Here is a 23,627-nt window from a genome sequence, read left to right on the forward strand (position 1 = left end):
AATGAAGAGAATCGAATTATATGAGAACAAGATCCATATGCTGTGGGAGGTGACAGATGCCGGAGAGATCAAACTGCTGCACTTTTCCGCACTGCCCTTTGATGAGAAGACGCTGACCTCAGAGACGGGGACCCAGTCCTTTTATCCGGTGGAGATCCTGGTTACGGGCCAGGACCGTGTGGGAGAACGGCATGGTCATAAGTATATCCAGACTTCCCCGGGATACAGGATGAAATACAGAGAATTCAGAGATTTCCGTAACGAACTGGGAAGGAAACTGGAGGTAGTGACAGAAGATGACATTACCGGCCTTGATGTTACCAGCCATTATCAGTTCTATGACGGGATTTCCGTGGTACGTGTCTGGACTGAGGTGAAGAACCGGGGAACAGAGCCGCAGGGACTGGAGTATGTATCCTCCTTTGCGCTGAATGGTATCGAGAAAGAGGGAATGCGTGAGTTTGATGAGAAGCTGGAGCTTAGGATCCCTCACAACGCATGGCAGAAGGAGCTGGACTGGGCGTCCTACAACCTGCATGAACTGGGACTTTCCTCTACGCAGCCGCATCCTATGCACCGTTCTTCCAAGACTGTCGGCATAGGAAATACAGGGAACTGGTCGGCTAAGGAGTATATTCCCATGGGATATCTGGAGAATCAGGAGACAGAAAGTTCTCTGTTCTGGCAGATTGAGCATAATGGCTCCTGGTATTGGGAAATCAGTGACCAGGACGGGCACGTGTATTTGAAGCTGAGCGGCCCTACAGAGCATCACAACCATTGGTGGAAGAACCTTCAGCCGGGAGAGACCTTTGTGACGGTTCCGGCGGCTGTGGGAGCAGCTGCAGGCGGATTTGATGAGGCCATGGGAGAACTGACCAGGTACCGCCGGGCGATCCGCAGGGTGAATGATGACAATGAGAATCTAAAGGTTATTTTTAATGATTATATGAACTGCCTGTTCGGAGATCCCACAACAGAGAAGGAGATCCCGCTGATTGACAAGGCAGCAGAGGCAGGATGTGAGTATTTCTGCATTGATGCAGGCTGGTACTCTGCAGGCTACTGGTGGGACGGCGTGGGTGAATGGCTGCCGTCCGGGGAGCGTTTCCCGGGCGGGATCAAAGAAGTGACAGATTACATACGGTCGAAAGGGATGATTCCCGGTGTATGGCTGGAGCTGGAAGTCATGGGAATCAAATGCCCGAAGGCAGATAAGGTACCGGATGACTGGTATTTCATGCGCCATGGAAAACGCGTCTATGACAGAAGCCGTTACCAGCTTGATTTCCGTAATCCCCAGGTGCGTGCCCATGCCACAGAGGTGATAGACCGGGTGGTAAATGAGTACGGTGTCGGATATATCAAGATGGATTACAATATAGAGCCGGGAATCGGCACGGAACTGGATGCCGACAGCTATGGAGACGGACTTCTGGGCCATAACCGGGCATATTTGGAATGGCTGGACGGCATTTTTGAGAAGTACCCGGATCTGATCATAGAAAACTGTTCCTCCGGCGGCCTCCGCATGGATTACGCCATGCTGTCCCGTTACAGCATCCAGTCCACCAGTGACCAGGAGGACTATGTAAGGTACGCTACGATCACAGCCAACGCGCCCTCCGCAGTGACGCCGGAGCAGGCTGCTGTCTGGTCTTATCCTCTGACGAACGGGGACTGTGAGGAGGTTATCTTTAACATGGTGAACGCACTGCTTCTGCGTATCCACCAGAGCGGACATTTAGTGAATCTCAGCCCGGAGCGGTTCGGATATGTGAAGGAGGCGATTTCTTATTATAAGACGATCCGCCATCTGACCAAAAAGGCACTGCCTTACTGGCCGCTGGGTCTGTCCTCCTACAATGACCCATGGGTGAGCCTGGGACTGGAAGCGGAAGGGAAGGATTTCCTGGCTGTGTGGAGAAGAGACAGCCAGTCTCCGGTACAGGAAATCCCTGTGAAGCATCTGAAAGGAAAAGAAGTGGAGGCGGTATGCGCCTATCCACAAAGCGCAGAGTGCGGATTTCACTGGAATAAAGAGGCAGGCACGCTGACTGTAGAGCTGCCTGAGAGAGTGAGCGCAAGAATATTTGAATTGCGGTATTGAAAGTATGAGAGAGAAATAGAGGTTTAGAGTGTGCAGGAGAATGGCACGCGGCTGGGATGGTCTTATTTGTTTGGGACAACCTGGCTGCGTGTTTTCTTATGGAATATTGTTTGGAGGGGTGCTGATTCTGCCAATCCATACAGGCGCTGCAGGTATTATACCCTGTATTTTATGGGTAAAACAAGCAGAAAACATGGCCGCCTCCTTACTAATTACATACGAAAGCCCAAGATAACTTTTGAATTATGGGTAAAACAAGCAGAAAACATGGCCGGACCCTTACTGATTACATACGAAAGCTAAGGGTATCTTTTAAATTATCTGTAAATCAGGAGAAATCTGTAGTTATTCTTCTTGGCTATTTGTAAAATATAGAAATTCTGTGGCTGTCATCTGCATCTGTATCGTTAAATGATAGATTGGGTTAACTGATATTGGGAGTGAACAGCAAAAATGTATTTTTTGAAAATTTTGTATCGGAGTTTTGATTGACATAGCTGTGAAAACGTGATAGAGTGTTTTTATCTTCAAAAAGATGTATTTTATGAATGCATTTTCATATTATCCCGGTTCAGGGATTGAATACCCCATTTTATGAAATGAAATTTATTAATTTGATTTTTGCAGGGAAACTGTGCCGTTTTATTCATCAAAGAAAAGGCAGCAGGTGTTTGTTTTTGTGCCTGGAGAGAACAGGCAGGCATTTCAGAACAACAGTCTGCCCCATATCGCTTCGGAAGTTTTGAGTTTTCATGCCTTCGGCCTGAAAATACCTCGCGGGACAGTGGCATGTGAACAGTAACCATAATATTCGTCTGACAGAAAATGTGTTTGAAAGAGGTTGAGGTATCCGCCTGTAAAGGTTATACTATGCGTATAGATAACCGATATCTTTTCATCTTTCAGTTACGGAGAGGAGTAGGGATGGAAAGATATACAAACATCAGATTCATCATGAAGCCAAAGGTAGATTTCTGTTTTAAGGAACTGATGGAGGATGCAGAGGTACGAAAGGGATTCATAGCAGCTGTTCTGCACATACCGCCGGAGGAGGTGGAGGAGACCACGCTGCTGCCGACACATCTGAGAACCAGATATGAGGAAGATAAGCTGGGAATTTTGGATGTACGTGTACGGTTAAAGGATGGGACGCAGATTGACATAGAAATTCAGGTCAGCCCGTTTTTGTTGTGGCCGGAGCGCTCCATGTTCTATCTCTCAAAAATGTTCACAGACCAGCTGGAAAAGGGCGAGAGTTATGAAAGGCTGGAGAAATGCGTACACATCGGGATTCTGGATTTTATTTTGTTTGGCCGGGACGAGGCATTTTATTCCTGCTTTCATATGAGGGAAGACACAAACCACCGACTTTATACAGACAAGCTGGAGGTGCATATCCTGGAGCTGCCGAAACTCAAAAACCATGAGTATCCTGAAACAGAGCTTCTGAACTGGGCAAAATTCATGAATGCCGAGAGGCAGGAGGATTTTGAAGAGATGGCGGAAAAAGACAAGTATATCGAAAAGGCATACGAAACTTTGAAAAATATCAGCGCAGATGAAGAGAAAAGACTGGAATATGAAGCTCGCGAGAAGGCACTGCGGGATCACAATTATCTCATGCAGAGCAATTGGGAGGCCGGATTGGAGGCAGGCAGAAAGGCTGGTTTAGAGGCGGGCAGAAAGGCCGGGCTGGAATATGGTGAAAATCGAGTAAACAGGCTGATTCAACTGTTGATAGCCAATTCCCGTGGGGAGGAAATTGAGAGAGCAGTCAGCGATAAAGCGTATCAGGATGAATTGTTTCTGGAATTTAAGTTATAGACCTGATTGACCGGACGCTTCGATATTAATTTTTGAATTCAGACGGTTCATAACTCTTCAGTCCGGTCCGCACATAAACAGCACTGTCTGTGCGCAAGTGCAGTTACGGGCAATTCTATTATTTTCCACCTGTATTCTACCCTCAGTGGATAGGATTCTCTGCTGAAGTACGGTATAATTTTGACAGGAGGTGGAATATGAACCAGCAGAAAATAGGAGAATACATTGCCAAAAAAAGAAAAGAACATAATATGACCCAAATACAGTTGGCAGAAAAGCTTGGGGTTTCAAATAAGACCGTATCAAAATGGGAAAACGGAAAGTGCATGCCTGATTACTCTGTCATAAAACAACTATGCCAGACACTTGACACGTCTGTAGGCGAGTTGCTGAATGGGGATGATGCGGTCAATAAAGCTGTAATGGAGGATCAGACCTTCTCCATTTTAGAAAGAATTTCTGTACTTGAGAAAGAACGGATTTATTTTATAGGTATCGGCCTTGTTTTCATGGGAATACTGCTGTTAGTTCTCTCAAAATTTATGGGAGGTACGAATGTACAGGATTTTATCTCGGGATTATTATTCGGTATCTCGCTGGGCGAGATTCTGGTCGGCATTTTTGTGATAATAAGAAACCTTGTTCAAAGGAACGCCGGATGAGAAGAAGGGACTGGAATAAGAAGAATGTCCCGGAACTGTGCAATGCGAAACATACTGCTGTGCACGCAGTGAAGAGTCATGACATAGACAACAAAATCTAAAAAAAATACACATTGCTATTTTCCCCATTTTGTTATATTCTTATAATTACCGCGAAAGACGAACTGAGACAACCAGGGCAGTGCACTCCCGGAGTCACAGGCGGCAATTGAAATACCAGGCAGAGCCTCGTAAGACCCTGCAGGGGAGGAGAATAAGACAGAGGATAAAGGAGGAACCGGCATGTGTGAGAGAACCGTTCGCTTCAATGAAATCAATGAAATTAAGGAGTTTGTGAGCGCGGCATGCCGATGTAATTTTGACATCGACGTTGTCAGCGGCAGGATTGTGATTGACGCTAAATCCATTCTGGGTATGCTGAGCCTGAACTGGGAAGAGGAACTCCGTGTGGTTTATGAAGAACAGGACCCGCATTTTGAGAATGTTTTACAGAAATATATGACCAGTTGAACAGAGTTGGATAAAATGGAACAAACCCCGCCTGCGGATACCGCTGCATGTTGATATGCTGCTGTATCTGTACAGGCGGGACTTTTTTATTTTGCCAGTTTCCGGTATTCTCTGGGCGAGAATCCCAGCTTCTGGTTAAAGAGATTGATCAGGCTGTTGCTGCTCTGGTACCCCACTTCATAAGCAATCTCCTCCACGGTCATGGAGGTACGGGCCAGAAGGATTTTAGCCTGGTCAAGACGTGTATTGATCACATAGTCTATAGGGGACAGGCCTGTCTCCTCCTTAAAGCGGTGTGAAAAATAATAAGTGCTGAGATTCGCAATGTCTGCCAGTTCCTCCAGCGTGATCTTATCCCCTACATGACTTCTGATATAACGAATCGTCTTTTCTATAGAAGTGTCCTCTTTCTGGTTATGCAGTTCCCTTTCACTGAGAAGCTGCAGCAGCTTATAAATCCTCATGGAGCTGTCAAACATATTTTCAACTCCGTCCTGCTCGTAAAACTTTACCATATTATAAATCAGGTTCCCCACCAGGGCATTATTCTGGTTCCGTATCAGCGGTCCGAATAATTTAAGGATATGTCCGCAGATCTCGTGGGAGTTGGAACCGTCAAAATGGATGTACACAAATTCAAGCCCTTCCATTGCCTGATAATAATGGGGCCTGGCACAGTCCAGAAGCACCACATCTCCTTTCTTCGCGTCAAATGTTTCCCCTTCATATTCCACATGCAGAGTCCCTTCTCTTATATAAGCCACAAGCAGCGGCGGAAAGTACTCCCTTCTCATAAAATACCTTCCTGTACAGAAATAATGCCCGCACCAGGTAGGGTAAAAGTACAACTGCCTGGCTGTATCGGAAGGAGTAAAAGAGAAGCAGACGGAGCGGGCCAGCACACCCGTATCTACACTTTTCATATCTATCCCCTTTCCTGTATTTTTACCCCATTATAATCTTTTTGCGTGATAAAAGCAATATCCATGAACTTTTTGGCAAAAATCCATATTTAAAAGCACGCCGTATATGCGTATAATACAACTATCGAAACAAACAAACCAATACGAAACACAAAACACCGCAGCAGCTCAGATACCTGGACGACAACGGTATTCAGCCATAAAAATCGCCTTATGGCAGGCTGATTTCCGCAGTCCATACGTCTTTTGACGGACAGCGCAGAAATTGCGCAGACCTTGCCTGACCTGCTGCAGACATCACCAATATACAGAGAAAATGGCCGTTTTCATGGTGGGTCAACTGCGTGCAGTTGGAAAACAACAAAAAGAATAAACAATTAATAAAAAAGCAAATTAATGTGAATTTATCAGGAGGATATTATAATGTTAAACGGAGAAAAAAGAATCGAGAGACCGCTGCGCTGGGGAATGATCGGCGGAGGAAGAACAGGCAATGTAGGTTACAAACACAGACTGGGAGCACTGAGAGACAATACGGCATACGAGCTGGTGGCAGGAGCCTTTGACCTTGACTTTGAGCGCTGCAAAGATTTCGGAATGAATCTGGGCGTGGCTGAGGACCGTTTATATCCGGATTACAAGACCATGTTTGAGGAGGAGGCAAAACGTCCTGACGGCGTGGAGGTAGTTTCTATTGCAACACCAAACTTTACACATTATGAAATCACCAAAGCAGCTCTGGAAGCAGGACTTCATGTGATCTGTGAAAAACCGCTGTTCTTCAAAGTGGAGCAGGGAGAAGAAATCAAAGCCCTGGCTGAGAAGATGAACAAGATTGTGGGCGTTACATACGGATTTTCAGGAAGCCAGCTTCTCCTTCAGATGCGCCAGATGGTACAGAACGGAGATCTGGGAGATATCCACATGGTAGAACTTCAGTATACACACGGCTTTGCCTGCGATGAGATTGGCGACAAAGTTTCAGAAGGTCAGAAATGGCGTGTTGACCCGGAAAAATCAGGCCCATCCTTTGTACTTGGCGACCTGTCAACACATACCTTCTACATGTCAGAGCTGATCTGTCCGGAATTAAAGCTGAAACAGGTTCTCTGTGACCGCCAGAGCTTTGTAAAATCACGGGAACCCCTTGAGGACAACGCTTATGTTCTGATGCGCTATGAAAACGGTGCCGTGGGACGTATGTGGGCTTCTGCTGTCAATGCCGGCTGCATGGACGGACACAGGATCCGCATCGTAGGCTCCAAAGCCTCCGTTGAATTCTCCGACAACCAGCCAAATGAACTGCTCTACCAGGTGCAGGGCGAGCCGATCCGCAAGATGATTCGCTCCATGCCGTACCTGTACGACGAATGCAATGCGGACGAACGCCTGGGTGCCCTGCATGCAGAGGGACTTCCGGAGAGCTGGGCAAATATTTATCTGAAATTTGCCATTGCCATTGACGCGAAAAACAGAGGCGATGAAGAAACTTTGAAAAATCTTGTGTACCCGGGAATCGACGCTGGTATCGAAGGCATCCGCTGGGTGACAAAATGTGTGGAATCCGCTGATAAAGGCGGCGTTTGGGTAGATTTTAAATAATCGGAAAAGAGGAGGAAATAAGAATGCAGTTAGCCATATGTACAGATGTTTTTGCGGATTTATCTTATACAGAGATGCTTGATAAAGTAAAAGCTCTCGGAATTGACGCAGTGGAAATGACAGCGGGAGGCTGGGGCGCCCGTAAGCACTGCGACACAGCCAAACTGCTGGCGGACCCCGCGAAGCTTGAAGCGTTCAAAGGTGAACTGGAGAAGAGGGGCATGCGCATTGCTGCCCTGAACACCTCCTGCAATCCCCTCTGGCCTTCCGAGACAGGAGAGGAGTACAAAAGGTCCATGTATGCCTGCGTGGATCTGGCAGAAAAGCTGGGGGTCAGGAAGATCGTAGCCATGGCCGGACTGCCGGCAGGCAGCGAGACAGACACCACACCGAACTGGATCACATCCACCGTTTCATGGCCGGATTTCATGGCGCCGGCCTATGAATACCAGTGGAAAGTCACCATTGCCTTCTGGAAGGAATTTGCGGAGTATGCTAAGAGTCACAATATTGAGCAGATCGCCATAGAAGAGTTCCCGGGAACCATGGTGTGGTCAGCAGAGACCATGCTGAAGCTGAGAGAGGCAACAGATCCCATCATCGGTATTAACCTGGACCCCTCCCATATGATGGTCCTGGGTGCGGATCCCATTGCCGCGGCGCGTGCGCTGAAAGGCTGTATCTTCCATGTACACGGCAAAGATGCCCGCATTGAGCGCGGACTGGCAGATACAAACGGCATTCTGGAACCGAAACCCGTGACAGAGTCTGCGGACCGTGTCTGGAATTACGTTGCAGTGGGCTGCGGAAAAGACCTGCAGTGGTGGAAAGAATTCTTCTCCGTACTCAGCATGATGGGTTATCATGGAGATGTATCTCTGGAAATGGAAGACCTGACCATGTCTGTGGAAGCTGGAGTAAACACCTCCATAGATGCCCTTCGCCAGACAATCAGCCGGTAAAGTAGGAGGAACAACCATGAAAATTGCATTTGACGTTGATGTCCTGGCAAAGCAGATGGACATCAACCGGATGGTGCATCAGGTGGCGGACTGGGGATATCAGTATATCGAACAGTCCCCCCACCCCCGCATCAATCCCTTCTATAAACATCCTCTCTTTTCAAAAGAATGTGAGGCTGAATACCGCAGAGCCCTGAGAGAGACGGGTGTGGAGATATCTTCCTTCATTGTGGTGTACCGCTGGTCAGGCCCCACAGAGGAGGAGCGTCAGTTTGCAGTGCGCAACTGGAAACGTATGATTCAAATTGCCGGGGATATGGGTGTGAAAGTCATCAATACAGAGTTGTCCGGTGATCCGAACCGGCAGGAAATCTGCAATGGCATGTGGTTCAAATCCATGGAGGAGCTGCTTCCCATAATAGAAAAGGAAGACATCCGGGTGGAAATCCAGTCCCATCCCTATGATTTCTGTGAGCTGAACAATGAGACCTGTGATATGGTGAAATCCTTCCGCTCCAGACATTTGGGATATGTGTATTCTTCCCCTCATGGTTTCTTCTATGATGAGGGAAAGGGAGATGTGCGTTCCATGCTGCACTACGCAGGAGATGAGCTGACCCATGTACTCTTTGCGGATACCTTTAACCAGACCCTGGACTGCCGCTATATTGCCAATCCCCCGTGGCTGAACGGACGTGGGAAAGCGGATGTGACCATTCACCAGCACCTGGCTATGGGTGAGGGAGATGTGGACTTTAATGGCATCTTTGAAACCCTGCGGGAGATGGATTTTGCCAATAAGCAGTTTGGTCAGAGTGCGCCGAAGGCAGGCGGTGACAACATTGCCTGTGTATCCATGTTCGGATTCCCGGAAAAAATGGACCGCCAGGCGCCTGAGGCAAGGGAGAGAATCGAGAGAGAACTTCTCTGAGAAGAGAAAGGAATGGAGAAGCGGTATGAAAAATGAAAACACTACAGGAATACAGCAGTCAGGCGGGAAACTGGGCTGGGGAACACGTGTAGCCTACGGATGCGGCGATACGGCCTGCAATGTGGTTTTCGGTATGATCAGTACGCTGCTCACACTGTTTTATACGGATTATGTCGGAATCAGCGCTGCCACGGTAGGTCTGGTCATGCTTCTGTCACGTATGTTTGACGGCGTATCAGATGCGGTAATGGGCATTATTGTGGAGAAGACAAATTCCAGATGGGGAAAATCCAGGCCCTGGCTTTTGTGGATGTGCGTTCCCTACGCAGTCTCCGCGGTGCTTCTGTTCACGGTACCCCACACAAAAGCACTGCTGCAGTTTTTATATATGTTCGTCACTTATAATTTCTGTACCACGGTATGCTATACAGCCATCAACCTTCCGTACAGCAGCCTCTCTGCCATGATGACAAGAATCTCATCGGAGAGAGACATGCTGAGCATTGTCAGGATGGGCCTGTCGCCCTTCGGCCGTATTTTGGCAGTGACCTGCACCATGCCGGTAGTAAAATTATTCGGGGATGACCAGGCAGCGTGGGCCAAGACCATGGCCTTATGGGCAGCCATTGCCCTGGTGCTTCTGCTCATATGCTTTAAGAACTGTGAAGAGACGGTTGAGATCGAGGCTAAGAAAAGACAGGCAAAGGTGCCGGCAAAACAGGCATTTAAGGCGCTGGTATGCAACCAGTATTTCTGGGCGGTTGTGGTTTTGTGGACCATGCAGAACGCCATTTACTGCATCACCGGGACCATACTGCCCTATTACTGCAAGTATGTTTTTGAAAATGACACCTGGATGTACAGCACTCTTTACCTGACAGAGACACTTTTGATCGTGGCAGTGACCTTCTGCTGTCCTGTCCTGCTTAAGAAATTCGGGAAAAGAAATATGTCCCTGGCCGGTATCTGGCTGGCCCTGATCGGACAGCTGATCTTCTTCATTAATCCGACAAGCTTTTCCTGGATGGTTATGAGCTGTGTCATCCGGGCACTGGGGCTTGCACCGCTCAATGCTGTGGTATTCGGATTCCTGGGGGATGTGGTGGAGTTCGGACAGTGGAAGACGCATCTGCGGCAGGAAAGCCTGATCTTTGCGGGGAGTTCTGTGGGCATGAAGGTGGGAGCCGGCCTGTCCTCAGCGATCATCACCGGACTTTTATCAGCGGCCGGATATATCAGCTCCTCTGCAGGCGCTGCTGTACAGCCTCAGTCCGCGGTGGATATGATCATCAACATTTATAAATTCGGCCCTCTGGTGGTGTGGGTTACGGTACTGATCACACTGACACTCTATAAGCTGGATAAAAAATATCCTGCCATCATGCAGGAACTTATTGAACGAGAGTCCCGGGGTGAGTTATAATAATACTGTAAACATATGGGAACCATAGATAATGGAATAACTGGAAAACCATAGCATCCGGCAGGATTATATGTCTGATATGCCTATGGGATCATCAGTCAGGAGGGATTCATATGCAGGAAAAGACCATCATCACCATCAGCCGCCAGTTCGGCAGCGGCGGCAAGGAGATTGCGGAAATACTGGCAGAGAAAATGGGTGTGCGCTGTTACGACCGCCAGATCCTCTATCTGGCAGCGGAGAAAATGGGGGACACAGAAGTGGACATTGAGTCCATTCTGGAATCTGCCTACCGGACACCCGACAGCAGCATAGGAAGTATGGGGACCTATGGTTTTGAGGCAGTTCCCTACTATAATAAAATGTTCCGGGAGCAGGCTAAAGCGATTCTGAAGATCGCGGAGAAAGGCAGCGCCGTATTTTTGGGAAGATGCGCGGACGCGGTGCTGAGGGGGCATCCGGACTGCTTTTCCTTCTTCATCTACGCCGATGAGGAATTCCGCAGGGAAAGGGCCGGGACCCACTACGGCAGCCAGTCATTAAAAGAGCTGGAAAAGGAAAATAAAACAAGAGAGCGCTATTATAATTACTACACAGGGCAGAAATGGGGAGACCCGCAGAATTATGACCTGATGATCAATACCAGCAGATTTTCTCCGGATGCAGCCGCGGAGCTAATCTTGGATTATATTGAGAAGAGACAGGAAGCCTGAGAAAATCAGGGGGATTTAAACCGGAGGACCGTGCGATGAGAAATTGCCCGGTCCTCCGGCTTTTTTCTTGTACTTCCGGGTAAGCGTGCTATAATGATGAAATACGGTAAACGATTCAGTAGGTCTTCGCATTTACTGCGCGGAACGGTTACAGTATACAAAAAACCAAAGGGGGCGCATTTCCATGGATATCAAATTGATCATGGCTATTATTACTATCACGCTTGCACTTGTTTTCTATACGATAGGTGTTTTTTCTGAGAGAAAGGCACATATCCTGAAGAAACAGCATGTTTTCATCTTCTGGCTCGGCCTTGTCTTTGACACCACAGGTACTACCATCATGAGTTTTATCACAAAAGAAGGAGCCGGAGGACAGACCGGCATGGGGCTTCATGGCATTACAGGTGCTCTGGCAATCGTTCTTATGCTGTTTCACGCGCTGTGGGCAACCCTGGTGCTGGTGAAAAAGGATGAGAAGAAACAGGAAAGCTTTCACAAGTTCAGCATTTTTGTCTGGCTGGTTTGGCTGGTGCCCTATATTCTGGGGATGATCATAGGTATGGGCCATTGATTGTTATTATCAGCATCTGATGTCTGTTTGTTAAGCTCATAGAATATTTCATTTATGGGCGTAACAAACGGACAGACATTCTGTACACTTCTTATTTAGCAAACAGTCCTTCCAGATCAGGGAAACGGTTATACATTTCCTGCATTTTCTCTACGTTCACAATATATTTTGTCATCAGGCGTTCCAGATATGGATTGCATCCTTTGACTTCAATCTCTGTTTTCCATGTACTATGGGGCTTAAGCGCATCCTTCATCTGCCTTACAAATTTCTGAACCATTTCGCGCTCTTTGGGGCCGGTATTCTCTGTGGTCACATAGAACACCATCTGTTCAATCTCTGAAACCATTCTCCATAGAGTATTCAACAGACTTCTGTAGCATTCCATCTCTGCTGACGGATTCTTTGTCAGATATTCCATTGCCTGCCCATATGTCAGATTGAACTGTGCCAGGGCATCACTCATGATTTCATAGTCAATGGGGCGGAGACTTCCTATGTTCAGGAAATCCAAATAGCTGTACTCCATATGTATCACTTCCCGCAGATTAAACCGGAATTGCCCATACAGGCTGGTGGGAAAACAAAATCGATTCGCAAGCAGGACAAACACAACCGCAGTTATGACATAAATGAGCCGTAATTCAACCGCAGTTGTACTGTTTAAAGAAAGAGTGGTAAGCGTCAGCGCAAAGCCGGTTGAAAAGAAAACCTGCAATATGCTTCCCGGCACAAAACTGTACATAAAGGAGACCATAACTGCGGCCAGGATGAAATGTGCCGTCATCCCATTTAGATTCATCAGCACAAAAAAGACAAATGTACTGCCAAGAAAAGTACCGATCACCCTGTTTTTCAGACGCCGGGTACTCTCCTCATACATTGGCTGAACAAGGAGAAACGCATTCAGAGGGAGCCAATAGGAATGGCTGATGTCTAACAGCCTGCAGATAAGAAAACTCAGGGAAAGTACAAGGGACAGCCTGAGTGCAAACCGCATCTCAAACTGTTCCGGTCTGAGCCGTGCCTTTTTTTCTTTCCAGAAGCGTTTCCAATTAGCAGTATAATGGACGGTTTTCTGCTCCTTTGATGTGATTAGAGTCAATGCCATGACGAGCAGATGCAAAAAATTCCCCATATACGTCTGCAGCCGTTCACTGACATCATCTGTCTCATTTGAGAGTTCTCCGGCCCTTTGGATGAGAGCTTCGTTATCTTTGCTGTTCAGGCTTATTTTTATTTCTTCCATATAATCGGCCATTTTGCCAAAGAGACGGACATCCGCATTGCTGAATTTTTCTTCAAGCTGGAGATAATCCAGGATAAAATAAGCGGTTCTCTGAAATAAAAGCGCAAATATATATGGAATGCTTCCGTTTGTATCAGGGTGCTGGCTGGCTGCCGCGCCTGCATGGAAGCTGTTCTGTACAGATGCCATTTGTAAAGAGATATCCTTTATCCGTTCTCCACTGGCAAGACTTCGGAATCGTTTTGCCGCAATCCCAAACCCCTCCCGCACAGCCAGGTATTCCCTGTGTTTTCCTTTCAGGACCGTGACAATTCCAAGCGCTGCTGCCAGAAATATAAGAAGAATGGCATATACCAGAATCTGCTTTCCAAAGCCTGCAAAGCTGACCGGTCTGAGCTGGAGGAATACAAATCCCATGGCGTTTACAAAATAACCTTTTTGATTAAAACGGGTCGTTCTGAGCACCACCAGAATAAAAGGGACCATAGCATTCAGTATGATACATAAGGGCAGGTTCCGTGTGGCCAGAAATGCCAGGACGCACATTAAAAGCTGTTCTGCTATAATGATCAGGATTCCTTTTAATGTAAATCGTTTCTGATAATTCACTTTGAAAATCGTTGTACAAACAGAAACCAATAACAGGTAGGATGTTCCGAACAAAAAAATAACACAATAGAACAACACCAGAAAGAACAAGATCACCGGAAGTGCATTCCACAGATCACTGCCGAATCTTTTTAAATACTTTTTTGATTTTACAAACATTTCATCATTTCACTATCCAATCTTTTTTCATAAACCGGTCTTTTCTTTGTTTTCTGTACCGGTAAAAGTATAACATATTTCTTATTGAATTAGATATATATTCCGTTTTTTTTATTTTTTGCTGCCGGCCGGTACGGAAGCTGCTTTCATATCGCGCCGCGTCCCATGAGGAAACACCTCCCGGAACAGTAACCTGCAGATACCATAGATTCAGAAAGACAAAATTTCCGGCTTTACAAAAAACAGGAAATGTGCTAGCATGAAATTTATAGTGGAAACACGAGGACGGAGAGAGTACGTGCAGATTTTTCTTTTACAGAGAAGTTCCGTATGCTGAGAGGAACGAAGAAAACTGTGCCGAAGATGGCTCCTGAGAGGCGCACCGAACGGAACCTGACATATTGTGCAGGGGAAGCCAGGCTGCGACAGGTTCCGCCTGTTACAGCGGAAAGGTATGCAGGTACCTGATAAGGTCTGTGCTGTGAGGCACAGATGAAAAGAAGTGGTAACACGGGTTAACGCTCGTCTTCTCAGAATGAGGGGATGGGTGTTTTTTTATTCTTCCACAGAAAAGTAAAGGAGATAAAAAATGGACAGGAAAAAATATTATATTACTACAGCGATTGCCTACACCTCAGGCAAACCGCACATTGGCAACACCTATGAGGCTGTTCTGGCTGACAGCATTGCCAGATTCAAAAGACAGCAGGGCTATGACGTGTTCTTCCAGACAGGAACAGATGAGCACGGACAGAAAATCGAGATGAAGGCAGAGGAGGCAGGCGTGACCTGCAAGGAATTTGTAGACCAGGTATCCGGAGAGATCAAGAATATCTGGGATATGATGAACACCTCTTATGATAAATTTATCCGCACCACTGACGACTATCACGAGAAACAGGTACAGAAGATCTTCAAAAAACTGTATGACCAAGGCGATATCTATAAGGGACATTACGAGGGAATGTACTGCACCCCCTGTGAGTCTTTCTTCACAGAGTCCCAGCTTGTGGACGGCAAATGTCCGGACTGCGGACGCCCGGTGACACCGGCGAAAGAGGAGGCATATTTCTTTAAAATGAGCAAATATGCCCAGCGTCTGATCGACCACATCAATGAACACCCGGAATTTATCCAGCCGGTTTCCAGAAAAAATGAGATGATGAACAACTTCCTGCTTCCGGGTCTTCAGGATCTGTGCGTGTCCAGAACCTCTTTCAAATGGGGAATCCCGGTAGATTTTGACCCGAAACACGTGGTGTATGTGTGGCTGGATGCCCTCACAAACTATATCACCGGAATCGGATATGACTGTGACGGGGAGAGCACAGAGCAGTTTAAGAAAGACTGGCCTGCTGACCTGCATCTGATCGGCAAGGACATTATCCGTTTCCATACCATTTACTGGCCCATCTTCCTGATGGCTCTCGATCTGCCCCTTCCGAAACAGGTATTCGGACATCCCTGGCTCTTACAGGGCGACGGCAAGATGAGCAAATCCAAAGGAAACGTTATCTACGCAGACCAGCTTGTAGACTTCTTCGGTGTGGATGCTGTGCGCTACTTTGTGCTCCATGAAATGCCTTTTGAAAATGACGGAGTCATCACCTGGGAGCTGATGGTGGAGCGCCTGAATTCAGAGCTTGCAAACACCCTCGGAAACCTGGTAAACCGCACCATCTCCATGTCAAATAAATATTTCGGCGGAGAAGTATCCAGCACCGGAGTGACCGAACCGGTTGATGAGGATTTAAAGGCAGTTGTACTCGGAACAAAGAAAAAAGTGGCGGACAAGATGGAGGAACTTCGTGTGGCAGACGCTATCACAGAGATCTTCGCCCTGTTCAAACGCTGCAACAAATACATTGATGAAACCATGCCGTGGGCACTTGCCAAAGACGAGAGCAAAAAGGACCGTCTGGCAGAAGTGCTTTACAATCTGGTTGAAGGCATCTGCATCGGTGCTTCCCTGCTGGAATCCTTCATGCCTGAGACAACAGAGAAGATTCTGTCCCAGTTGAATGCATCTAAGAGAACTTATGAAGAGCTGGATACTTTCGGGTCCTATCCTTCAGGCAATAAAGTGACAGAGAAGCCGGAAATTCTCTTTGCCCGCCTTGATGTAAAAGAAGTCATGGAAAAAGTAGAGGCTATGCGCGCAGCCCAGGCAGCGGCAGACGCACCGAAAGAGGAGCAAAAAGAGGAAGAACCGGTTGTGGATATTGAAGCAAAACCGGAAGTGACGTTTGATGATTTTATGAAAATGCAGTTCCAGGTGGGCGAGATCATTGCCTGTGAGGAAGTAAAAAAATCCAAAAAACTGCTCTGTTCCCAGGTGAAGATCGGAAGCCAGGTAAAACAGATCGTCTCCGGAATCAAATCCAATTATAAGCCGGAGGACATGGTAGGAAAGAAAGTAATGGTACTGGTGAACTTAAAGCCTGCAAAACTGGCCGGAATCCTGTCAGAGGGTATGATCCTGTGCGCAGAGGGACTGGACGGCGAGCTGGCACTCATGACACCGGATAAGGATATGCCTGCCGGCGCTGAGATCTGCTAAGAGACAGAATAGAAATATATACCGCGGGGATGTGCTGTGAATGGCACATTTCTGCGGTGTTTTTTTTGTTACGGACACAGCCTGATTTTCAGTAGAATTTACAGAAAATCCAGACTTATTTTTGTGCAAAAGGTAAGAATTGGTGATAATACACAAAAAATAATTGACGTGGAACGATACACATGATAGGATTGTACATGAAAAGAGGAGATACAATATGGTGACAATATATGATGTGGCAAAAAGAGCAGGCGTATCAAAGACACTGGTATCCCGTGTCCTGAACAATCAGTCAGGTGTAAGCCCGGAGTCAAGGAGCCGCATTAAGGAAGCGATGAAGGAGCTTCACTACAAGCCCAACACGCTGGCTAGGTCTCTGGTCCTGCAGAGGACAAATGTGGTTGGTGTTATTTTGGATTCACTGACAGAGCAGTATTTTTTTGATGTGATCAGAGGTGTGGAGGATACCGTAAAGGAAAATCATTTCCGGGTTATTTTCTGCAGCGGAAGAAATGACAGAGGTGAAAAGGAGAACTACATAGATTTTTTCAGCAATGGTGCTACAGACGGAGCCATTATATACGGAAGTGATCTGGATGACGCAGATTTGATCCGCAAACGGGCGGAGATGGAATTCCCCTTCGTAGTTGTGGAGAATGAGGTGGAGGATGCCAGTGTAAATAATGTTCTGGTGGACAATACCTATGGTTCCAAGCTGGCCATCGACCACCTTGTGGAAAAAGGATGCAGGCGCATCATGCATGTCACAGGTGCAAAAGGGACAAAAGCAGCCCTGCGCAGGTGGCAGGGTTATCTGGCAGCCATGGAGCAGCAGGGTCTGTCACAGTACACGTCTGTTGTGGAGTGCGAGGAGTTTGGTGTCGATGAGGGGTATCACGCCGTCAGGACCTGGCTTAGCGGGCACAGCAGGGAGGAGCTGCCGGATGCCATATACTTCGGAGCAGACAACACAGCCTTTGGAGGCATGATAGCTCTTGAGGAGGCAGGTATCCGGATTCCTGAGGATATCAAGATTGTAGGGTTTGATGATGATAAGCCCTGGGGCGTGGAGAAAAAACTGAAAAAGCTGACAACCATCCGTCAGCCTTTGTACGAAGTGGGGGCAAAGGCAGTGCAGATACTTCTGCAGCAGATACAGAATCCGGAGACGCCAAGACAAAAAGTTGTAATAAAACCGGAACTGGTGATCCGTGAGACAACAGAATGAATGATTAGGACAACAAGGAAAAATCCTTGTTTGTTCTTTCAGATAAATGTGGAACGATACACAACGAAAAAGCACATATTAGGAATGTGTTTTTTCTATCGGCAAATGTGGAACGCTACACAAAAATAAAGGAGGTCATAGTAATGGAGGGAATGAAATTTACAATCGTGGGGGCGGGAAGTTCCTACACACCGGAGCTGCTGGACGAAATGGCGATGAGAAAGGAACAGCTCCCGGTAAAAGAGGTCATGCTCTATGATATTGACGAAAAACGTCTGAATATTATGGAGGGATTCTGCAAAAGATTTGCAGAGAAACTGGGACTGGACGTGGAGATCCGGGCAACCACAAGCCTTGATAAAGCGCTGTACGGCGCGGATTTTGTGGATACGCAGATAAGAGTCGGAGGAAACAGACAGAGAGTAAAAGACGAGAAAATCCCTCTGCAGTACGATCTGGTAGGCCAGGAAACTACAGGTGCAGGCGGAATGATGAAAGCATTCCGTACAATCCCGGTCATGCTGGACGTTGCCAGAAAGATGGAGGAGCTGTCCCCGGAGGGCTGGCTCATCAACTATACCAATCCCACCGGATTAGTAACAGAGGCTGTCACCCGTTATACTAAGGCCAATATTGCGGGATTCTGTTCCGGAGGTATTTTCCCTAAGATGTGGGCAAAGCGTGCTCTGGGAATCCCCTATGAGCAGGTACAGTACGATTACATGGGACTGAACCACATGAACTTCATCAGCAATATAACAATAAACGGACGTCCTGTTACAGAGGCGGAATTTGAAAAAATAGCAGCACAGAATGATGACGTGGACCTGGAACTGATCAAACTGCTGGGTGTCATTCCGAGCCCGTATCTCCAGTGGTACTATCATACCAACGAAAAAGTGGCAAAATTCAAAGCGGCACCAAAGACTCGCGGTGAGTATGTGCAGGATTTGGAAAAAGATGTATATGCAGCATACGCGGATGAGACAAACTGCGACAAGCCGGAAGCTCTGGCAAAACGCGGCGGCGGCGGTTATTCAGAGGTGGCTATGGGATTTGTGAATGCTGTCTACAATAACGTGGATACTAAGATGGTAGTGAATGTGCCCAACAACGGGGCAATTTCCTTCCTGCCGGACAGTGCAGTGGTGGAAGTCGGGTGTCTTGTGAACAAGACAGGTATGCAGGCGCTGCATGTGACGGAGGTGCCGTCCATGTGCTGGGGACTGGTCGCAGCAGTGAAAAACTACGAACAGCTTGCCGTGGAAGCAGCCGTGGAGGGTGATGTAAGAAAAATGAAGCTGGCACTGCTGGCACATCCCCTAGTACGTCAGTGGGAGTATGTGGAGAAGCTGGTACCTGAGCTTCTGGAAGCCAACAAAGAATACCTGCCCCAATTTCATTTATAAGCCAGGAGGCACAGTATGAGATATGTATTGGGTATCGATCAGGGCGGCAGTAAGACACATGCTGTCATAGCAGACCAGGAGGGCAGGCTTCTGGGAATGGGAAAAAGTTATGGTGCATGCCATTCCAGCACCAGCCTGGACTATGCAGTGCAGGCAGTTGTCCAGGCTGCTGACCAGGCCCTGTCAGAGTGCGGTCTGCAGAAAGAGGATGTGACGGCAGTTTTGGGCGGCCTTACTGGGATTGACTGGGATTATGAGGCTGAGCTTCTGGAAAATGAGATACGGAAATATTTTCCGAGGGCAGATGTAAAAATTGTGAATGACTGTATCATTGCCATGCGCGCAGCCACTAGAAAACAGCAGTGCGGAATACTCTGTGCGGGTTCAGGACTGAACTGTGCGGTGCAGAACGGCGAGGACTGTTTTGTTTATGGATTTTATATTCCGGATGAGTACCAGGGCGGTTGGAGTTTGGGGAAAAAAGCAGTGCAGGCTGTATTTGACGCTCATATGGGACTGCTGGAAAAGACGGAACTGACCCCCCGTCTTCTGGAACATTTTCAGGCACAGTCCGTGGATGAACTGCTTTATATGCAGGTAATGGGAAAAATCAAGAGCAGTGATTATCTGAATTTGCCCATCATCCTTGAGGAAGCCGCCTGCCGGGGAGACAGGACTGCAGGTAATATCTGGATTCAGTACGGAAAAAGGATAGTCGTTTATCTGGAAGCCCGCATGAGGAAAATGGGTATTTTGGAATGCGATACAGACATTGTGCTTTCCGGAAGTATCTTCAAATGTAAGTTTCAGGGATTTCAGGATGCAGTGGAAAGGGAAATATTGAAGAAAATGCCCGGAGCCAATGTCATTGCTGCCGAGTATGAACCGGTGATCGGAGCGGTGCTCATGGGGCTGAAGCGGATGAATAGGGTTCTGGCAGGTGGGATATACAGAAACATAGAGGAAGGCGCAGCCAGATTTCCGGTCAGGAGGCTGGAAAATATCTAATGGGAAAAGGAGAAAAGAAATGAAAGCAAAAAAAGTATTGGGGTTTGTATTAGCGGGAACAATGATCGCAGCATTAGCTGGGTGCGGCAGTACCGGAGGCACTGCGAAAGAAAAGACAGATACAGACAAGAAAGAGAGCAGCAAGGAATCAGGGGAAGATATCAACCTCACATTCTGGCATATCTGGCCGGACGCTGAGATGGGAGAGATTGTAGACAGCTATGTGGAGAAGTTTGAGGAAGAGCATCCAAATGTGCATATTGAAGCTGTTGCTACCCAGGAGGTGGAATATCAGAATAACAAACTGAAGGTTGCGGCAGCAACAGGTTCCCAGGGGGACGTATTTGTGTGTTGGGGCGGCGGATATGCAAAGAATTATGTGGAAGCCGGCAATGTGCTGCAGTTAGATGAGCTGATGGAGAAAAACAACACAAAGGACGATCTGCTGGAGGGTACCCTTACATACGGTACATACGATGATAAGGTGTACGGACTGCCGCTGAAACAGTGGGCCGGTGCACTGTTCTGCAACGAGGATCTCTTTGAAGAATATAACGTAAAGATACCGGAAACCTTTGACGAGCTGCTGGAGGCGGTGAAAGCGTTCCGCGCCGAGGAGGTGACCCCAATGGCACTGGGCGCAAAGGACGGATGGCATATCGGTATGATCCAGAATGCCCTTGCAGTGCGCACAGAGGGTGCGGATTACATGAACCGTGCGCTGCAGGGTGAGGAGACTTTAGATACAGAAGGTATTGTAAAGTCTGCGGAGCTGTTATGCGAACTAAATGAGGCAGGGGCTTTCCCTGAGGGAACCTTGGGCCTTGGGGCTGAGGAAGCACAGGAAGAATTTTATATGGGAATGGTACCCATGTACTACGGCGGAAGCTGGGTAGCATCAGGGTGCGACAGTGATGAAAACGATATCCAGGGGAAGATTAAAGCGGTACCGATGCCCACTGTAGACGGAGGCAAAGGCGGAGTCAACAGCTTCTCAGGCGGTGCTATTGATATGATCATGCTGAATGCCAATACAAAATATCCGGATATGGCTTATGAATTTGCTGTGGGCATTACGAAATATATGTCTGAGGAGGCATACAAGATTGGTGACAGCCTTCCAGCCTGGAAAGTGGATGTGGATGAGTCAGAGGTCAGCCCTACTTTAAAACAGATTGAAAATCTGATCAAGAATGCGGACGGATATGTGCTGGCCTGGGATACTTTCCTGGAAGGAACGGCTATAGAGAAACACTATGAACTGCTTCAGGGACTGATGGCAGGAACAACGACACCGGAGGAGTTCGCGGCAGGCATGCAGGAAGCACAGCTTCAGGTGAAAAGAGGAGATACCGAGTAAGTACGGAGAGGGAAAGTGAGGCAGTAGTATGGAACGAGCATTGAGGGATAAAAAAGCAATTTGTATTTTTGTACTGCCGGCACTCATATGGTTTTGTGCAATTGCATTGTTCCCGGTTTTCCAGTCAGCAGGCTACAGCCTGCTGGACTGGGACGGGGTGACAAAAGCAAAATTTATTGGTGCGGCAAATTATATCAAGATGTTCCAGGACCCATTATTTTTCAAATCCATCTGGAATTCTATTTTGCTGGCCGCAGCCTCTGTATTTATACAGCTCCCCGTTTCCATGATTTTGGCGCTGGTACTGGCAGGTGGTGTCCGCGGCGAGAATTTTTACAGGAACGCCTTTTTTGTTCCTGTCATAATCTCCGGCACGATCATTGCGCATTTGTGGCTGAAAATCTATCATCCGTCCTATGGCCTGTTAAATATGGGACTGGGAGCTGTGGGGCTGGACGCCCTCCAGAGGGAATGGCTGGGAGACCAGGGGACCGCGCTGCTTGCCTGCTTTGTACCTATGGTCTGGCAATATATAGGATATCACATGCTGCTGTTTTATTCCGCAGCGAAATCCATTTCACCGGAAATCATTGAGGCGGCCCAGGTGGACGGCGCGAGCCGGTTTCAGACAGCGGTCAGAGTCATTATCCCCATGATAGTGCCAATGATTAAAGCCTGCGTTATATTTGCCATCATCGGTTCGCTGAAATCCTTTGATTTAATATATATTCTGACAAACGGAGGGCCGGTCCACGCCTCAGAAGTACCGTCACTTCTCATGTATAAGAAGATATTTGTGACCAATGAATACGGGTATGCCAGTGCTATAGCTATTTTCATTATATTGGAGTGCCTTGTATTTACGTTTATCGTACAAAAAATATTTAATCATATCCAGAAAGATTAGGAGGGACCGGTATGAAAAGGAGAAGTTCAAAGCTAAAGAGAACCGGCACGGTGAAAACGATTGTCCTGTTATTTATTACCGTTGTCCAGCTGTTTCCACTCTACTGGATGTTTACTTTTTCCCTGAAGAGCAACCGCGAGATTTTCGGGGGAAATATAGTGGGGCTGCCGGAGAACTGGGAATGGGCCAACTACGCAAAGGTTTTTGAAAAAGCACATCTGGGCAGATATCTGTTCAACAGTACAGTTGTCACAGGACTTACCATAGCATTCACATTGATTTTATCAGCTATGGCAACCTATGCTATTGTGCGTTTAAAATGGAAGCTGAGTAAATTTGTGTATTTTATTTTCCTGACCGGTATGATGCTGTCCATACACGCAGTGCTGCTGCCGCTGTTCGTGAATATGAAGCCGGTGCTGGATACCTACTGGGCGCTGATCATTCCCTACGTGGCCTTTGCCATGCCTACAGCCATATTGCTAATGGTGGGGACCCTGGAGGCACTTCCAAAGGAATTGGAGGAGGCTGCCTTTATTGACGGAGCTAATATTTACAGGGTTTTCTGGCAGATCATCATGCCGCTGTTAAAGCCCATCCTGTCCACAGTTGCCATCCTTACCTTCCTTTCAGCATGGAATGAGATGATGTTGGCCATTGCATTTGTGAGCGGGGAAAAATACAAGACGATCACCGTAGGAGTCAACGACATGGTGGGAAAATATTCTACAAAATGGGGACTGATCGGCGCAGGTCTGACGATTGCCACCATACCCACGCTGTTTTTGTACGTTTTCCTGAGCAAGAACATTCAGAAGAGTCTGGCAATGGGGGCGGTCAAAGGATAGTAAGAGCAGAAAAGAGGAGAAAACATGAACAAAATGTGCAGATGCCCGTACGTACC

19 protein-coding genes are annotated in these 23,627 nt (G+C 47.4%); 17 read left to right on the forward strand and 2 right to left on the reverse strand.

Annotation, left to right across the window (positions count from 1 at the left end; genetic code table 11):
- Position 1 precedes the first annotated feature (1 nt).
- The 4 genes from LC508_RS21150 (at position 2) to LC508_RS21165 (ending at position 5,106) form a co-directional block, all read left to right on the forward strand.
- A complete protein-coding gene (locus LC508_RS21150) occupies positions 2-2,110 on the forward strand; it encodes a glycoside hydrolase family 36 protein (protein ID WP_118593839.1) in 2,109 nt (702 codons plus the stop codon).
- Between the two features lie 924 nt (positions 2,111-3,034).
- Entirely contained in the window at positions 3,035-3,934 is a 900-nt protein-coding gene (locus tag LC508_RS21155; protein WP_054350383.1) for an Rpn family recombination-promoting nuclease/putative transposase, read from the forward strand.
- A 197-nt stretch (positions 3,935-4,131) separates the two neighbouring features.
- On the forward strand, positions 4,132-4,596 hold the full coding sequence (locus tag LC508_RS21160; RefSeq protein ID WP_033142935.1) for a helix-turn-helix domain-containing protein: 465 nt from the start codon (positions 4,132-4,134) through the stop codon (positions 4,594-4,596).
- Positions 4,597-4,878: 282 nt separating this feature from the next.
- Positions 4,879-5,106, forward strand: coding sequence for an HPr family phosphocarrier protein (locus LC508_RS21165; protein WP_033142934.1), 228 nt, complete (start codon positions 4,879-4,881; stop codon positions 5,104-5,106).
- Between the two features lie 86 nt (positions 5,107-5,192).
- Here LC508_RS21165 and LC508_RS21170 read toward each other — a convergent pair whose 3' ends face one another.
- Positions 5,193-6,029, reverse strand: coding sequence for an AraC family transcriptional regulator (locus LC508_RS21170; RefSeq protein ID WP_033142933.1), 837 nt, complete (start codon positions 6,027-6,029; stop codon positions 5,193-5,195).
- Positions 6,030-6,452: 423 nt separating this feature from the next.
- On the opposite strand from LC508_RS21170, the gene LC508_RS21175 reads away from it, so the two are divergent.
- The 6 genes from LC508_RS21175 (at position 6,453) to LC508_RS21200 (ending at position 12,234) form a co-directional block, all read left to right on the forward strand.
- A complete protein-coding gene (locus tag LC508_RS21175) occupies positions 6,453-7,631 on the forward strand; it encodes a Gfo/Idh/MocA family protein (RefSeq protein WP_033142932.1) in 1,179 nt (392 codons plus the stop codon).
- Positions 7,632-7,654: 23 nt separating this feature from the next.
- Positions 7,655-8,593, forward strand: coding sequence for a sugar phosphate isomerase/epimerase family protein (locus LC508_RS21180; RefSeq protein WP_033142931.1), 939 nt, complete (start codon positions 7,655-7,657; stop codon positions 8,591-8,593).
- Between the two features lie 16 nt (positions 8,594-8,609).
- Entirely contained in the window at positions 8,610-9,524 is a 915-nt protein-coding gene (locus LC508_RS21185) for a sugar phosphate isomerase/epimerase family protein (RefSeq protein WP_033142930.1), read from the forward strand.
- 25 nt (positions 9,525-9,549) lie between these two features.
- On the forward strand, positions 9,550-10,947 hold the full coding sequence (locus tag LC508_RS21190; protein WP_103732931.1) for an MFS transporter: 1,398 nt from the start codon (positions 9,550-9,552) through the stop codon (positions 10,945-10,947).
- A 113-nt stretch (positions 10,948-11,060) separates the two neighbouring features.
- Positions 11,061-11,660, forward strand: coding sequence for a cytidylate kinase-like family protein (locus tag LC508_RS21195; RefSeq protein ID WP_118593840.1), 600 nt, complete (start codon positions 11,061-11,063; stop codon positions 11,658-11,660).
- A gap of 184 nt (positions 11,661-11,844) precedes the next feature.
- Entirely contained in the window at positions 11,845-12,234 is a 390-nt protein-coding gene (locus LC508_RS21200) for an HsmA family protein (RefSeq protein ID WP_103732930.1), read from the forward strand.
- Between the two features lie 91 nt (positions 12,235-12,325).
- Here LC508_RS21200 and LC508_RS21205 read toward each other — a convergent pair whose 3' ends face one another.
- Positions 12,326-14,251, reverse strand: a complete 1,926-nt coding sequence (locus LC508_RS21205; RefSeq protein ID WP_118593841.1) for an FUSC family protein — start codon at positions 14,249-14,251, stop codon at positions 12,326-12,328.
- A gap of 589 nt (positions 14,252-14,840) precedes the next feature.
- On the opposite strand from LC508_RS21205, the gene metG reads away from it, so the two are divergent.
- The 7 genes from metG (at position 14,841) to LC508_RS21240 (ending at position 23,571) form a co-directional block, all read left to right on the forward strand.
- Positions 14,841-16,811: a methionine--tRNA ligase gene (gene metG, locus LC508_RS21210; protein ID WP_103732756.1), complete on the forward strand. Its 1,971-nt coding sequence runs from the start codon at positions 14,841-14,843 to the stop codon at positions 16,809-16,811.
- Between the two features lie 217 nt (positions 16,812-17,028).
- Positions 17,029-18,039 (forward strand): LacI family DNA-binding transcriptional regulator, encoded by a 1,011-nt coding sequence (locus tag LC508_RS21215; protein ID WP_033142924.1) that lies wholly within the window; start codon positions 17,029-17,031, stop codon positions 18,037-18,039.
- Positions 18,040-18,182: 143 nt separating this feature from the next.
- The gene (locus tag LC508_RS21220) at positions 18,183-19,448 is read left to right on the forward strand and encodes a 6-phospho-beta-glucosidase (RefSeq protein ID WP_033142923.1); all 1,266 of its coding nucleotides are present in this window, start codon (positions 18,183-18,185) and stop codon (positions 19,446-19,448) included.
- Positions 19,449-19,463: 15 nt separating this feature from the next.
- On the forward strand, positions 19,464-20,456 hold the full coding sequence (locus LC508_RS21225; protein WP_033142922.1) for an N-acetylglucosamine kinase: 993 nt from the start codon (positions 19,464-19,466) through the stop codon (positions 20,454-20,456).
- Between the two features lie 19 nt (positions 20,457-20,475).
- The gene (locus LC508_RS21230) at positions 20,476-21,816 is read left to right on the forward strand and encodes an extracellular solute-binding protein (RefSeq protein ID WP_118593842.1); all 1,341 of its coding nucleotides are present in this window, start codon (positions 20,476-20,478) and stop codon (positions 21,814-21,816) included.
- A gap of 28 nt (positions 21,817-21,844) precedes the next feature.
- Positions 21,845-22,723 carry a carbohydrate ABC transporter permease gene (locus LC508_RS21235; RefSeq protein WP_033142920.1) on the forward strand — a complete coding sequence of 293 codons (879 nt, stop codon included), beginning with the start codon at positions 21,845-21,847 and terminating at the stop codon, positions 22,721-22,723.
- Between the two features lie 11 nt (positions 22,724-22,734).
- Positions 22,735-23,571 (forward strand): carbohydrate ABC transporter permease, encoded by an 837-nt coding sequence (locus LC508_RS21240; protein WP_033142919.1) that lies wholly within the window; start codon positions 22,735-22,737, stop codon positions 23,569-23,571.
- Positions 23,572-23,627: the final 56 nt, after the last annotated feature.

It is taken from the genome of Blautia parvula (genome assembly GCF_020215665.1).
Classification (GTDB): Bacteria; Bacillota; Clostridia; order Lachnospirales; family Lachnospiraceae; genus Blautia; species Blautia celeris.

Excerpts from the sequence above, each read along its gene's own strand:
- LC508_RS21150 (WP_118593839.1), top strand. The coding sequence starts at position 2 with ATGAAGAGAATCGAATTATATGAGAACAAGATCCATATGCTGTGGGAG.
- LC508_RS21155 (WP_054350383.1), top strand. The coding sequence starts at position 3,035 with ATGGAAAGATATACAAACATCAGATTCATCATGAAGCCAAAGGTAGAT.
- LC508_RS21160 (WP_033142935.1), top strand. The coding sequence starts at position 4,132 with ATGAACCAGCAGAAAATAGGAGAATACATTGCCAAAAAAAGAAAAGAA.
- LC508_RS21165 (WP_033142934.1), top strand. The coding sequence starts at position 4,879 with ATGTGTGAGAGAACCGTTCGCTTCAATGAAATCAATGAAATTAAGGAG.
- LC508_RS21170 (WP_033142933.1), bottom strand. The coding sequence starts at position 6,029 with ATGAAAAGTGTAGATACGGGTGTGCTGGCCCGCTCCGTCTGCTTCTCT.
- LC508_RS21175 (WP_033142932.1), top strand. The coding sequence starts at position 6,453 with ATGTTAAACGGAGAAAAAAGAATCGAGAGACCGCTGCGCTGGGGAATG.
- LC508_RS21180 (WP_033142931.1), top strand. The coding sequence starts at position 7,655 with ATGCAGTTAGCCATATGTACAGATGTTTTTGCGGATTTATCTTATACA.
- LC508_RS21185 (WP_033142930.1), top strand. The coding sequence starts at position 8,610 with ATGAAAATTGCATTTGACGTTGATGTCCTGGCAAAGCAGATGGACATC.
- LC508_RS21190 (WP_103732931.1), top strand. The coding sequence starts at position 9,550 with ATGAAAAATGAAAACACTACAGGAATACAGCAGTCAGGCGGGAAACTG.
- LC508_RS21195 (WP_118593840.1), top strand. The coding sequence starts at position 11,061 with ATGCAGGAAAAGACCATCATCACCATCAGCCGCCAGTTCGGCAGCGGC.
- LC508_RS21200 (WP_103732930.1), top strand. The coding sequence starts at position 11,845 with ATGGATATCAAATTGATCATGGCTATTATTACTATCACGCTTGCACTT.
- LC508_RS21205 (WP_118593841.1), bottom strand. The coding sequence starts at position 14,251 with ATGTTTGTAAAATCAAAAAAGTATTTAAAAAGATTCGGCAGTGATCTG.
- metG (WP_103732756.1), top strand. The coding sequence starts at position 14,841 with ATGGACAGGAAAAAATATTATATTACTACAGCGATTGCCTACACCTCA.
- LC508_RS21215 (WP_033142924.1), top strand. The coding sequence starts at position 17,029 with ATGGTGACAATATATGATGTGGCAAAAAGAGCAGGCGTATCAAAGACA.
- LC508_RS21220 (WP_033142923.1), top strand. The coding sequence starts at position 18,183 with ATGGAGGGAATGAAATTTACAATCGTGGGGGCGGGAAGTTCCTACACA.
- LC508_RS21225 (WP_033142922.1), top strand. The coding sequence starts at position 19,464 with ATGAGATATGTATTGGGTATCGATCAGGGCGGCAGTAAGACACATGCT.
- LC508_RS21230 (WP_118593842.1), top strand. The coding sequence starts at position 20,476 with ATGAAAGCAAAAAAAGTATTGGGGTTTGTATTAGCGGGAACAATGATC.
- LC508_RS21235 (WP_033142920.1), top strand. The coding sequence starts at position 21,845 with ATGGAACGAGCATTGAGGGATAAAAAAGCAATTTGTATTTTTGTACTG.
- LC508_RS21240 (WP_033142919.1), top strand. The coding sequence starts at position 22,735 with ATGAAAAGGAGAAGTTCAAAGCTAAAGAGAACCGGCACGGTGAAAACG.